A 1,003-nucleotide genomic window follows, 5' to 3' on the forward strand; every position below is an offset into this window, starting at 1 on the left:
GCCATAATACGCGCATCATGACCGAGTTGAATGAACTCTCTCGCCCAATAATGCGCACCACTGCAAGCTTCAAGACCTATACGCATGGGTGGCATATTTGCTAATGTAGTCAGCAATTTAGCGCGGGACACCGATTTGTGAAGAATGACCTTTCCACGGTTATCAACCGCGTGCAAAGAGAAGTGGTGTTTGGCAAGGTCAACGCCGCAAAAGATTAAAGAAGACATGGAACCTCCGGTTTTGAAAAAGACACCTAAGTGTGGAAAATCCACATGAAGGGGGATCCATGTCATTCGTTAGGCGCTTAGGAGTATATCTATGAGTTTTGAGAAAGAAATTATGAAAAGTCGGACTTTTATACTTGGTGCTGGCTTTTCTGCAGCTGCGGGGGTTCCTTTGACCGCTGAACTGCTGACTAAAGCAATGGCAAGGTTTAAGGTTGAATGTAATGGTATTTTCCAACGAGTGGACAATTATGCAAGGGAGTGTTTTCAGGTCAAAGAATCAGAAAATGTTGATTACTCTAAAGTTGGTTTTTCTGAATTGTGTACATTTTTAGAATATATAGAACTCCGAGAGTATGAGCAAGACAAGGACAGACACTCTAAGAAAACCATAACCTTATCAGTTGCATGCGTTAGTGCTTTCAGGCTCAAAGGTGCGTGGTAAAGATGAATGGATGGTTTCATAACGATATGCTTTTCATATTGTTCAGTTGCCATCCATTTTGAATCTTAATGACAAAAGCCCGATCCTCCCTCATCAGTATTGAAGCTACACCTTATTACCACTGCGTCTCACGTTGTGTTCGTCGGTCATTTCTCTGTGGCTATGATGAGCAAGCGCAACAAAGTTACGAACATCGTCGAGAGTGGATTGAAAAACGACTACTTGCACTGGCAGGTGCGTTTTGTATCGATGTATGCGCTTACGCCATCATGAGTAATCATTATCATGTGGTTTTGCATATCAATGCTGAAAAGGCAAAAGCGCTGTCAAATAT

2 protein-coding genes and 1 pseudogene are annotated in these 1,003 nt (G+C 42.4%); 2 read left to right on the top strand and 1 reads right to left on the bottom strand.

Features of this window, described 5'->3' with window-relative positions:
- A pseudogene (locus tag EQP46_RS23960) lies at positions 1 to 227 on the bottom strand (IS110 family transposase); the annotation flags it as partial.
- Positions 228 to 318: 91 nt separating this feature from the next.
- Here EQP46_RS23960 and EQP46_RS23965 point away from each other — a divergent pair.
- A complete protein-coding gene (locus EQP46_RS23965; protein ID WP_129495975.1) occupies positions 319 to 669 on the top strand; it encodes a hypothetical protein in 351 nt (116 codons plus the stop codon).
- Positions 670 to 737: 68 nt separating this feature from the next.
- Positions 738 to 1,003: transposase (locus EQP46_RS23970; protein WP_476729644.1), on the top strand; the 266-nt coding region annotated here is incomplete at its 3' end.

The sequence above is a fragment of the Enterovibrio baiacu genome (assembly GCF_004120195.1).
Classification (GTDB): domain Bacteria; phylum Pseudomonadota; class Gammaproteobacteria; order Enterobacterales; family Vibrionaceae; genus Enterovibrio; species Enterovibrio baiacui.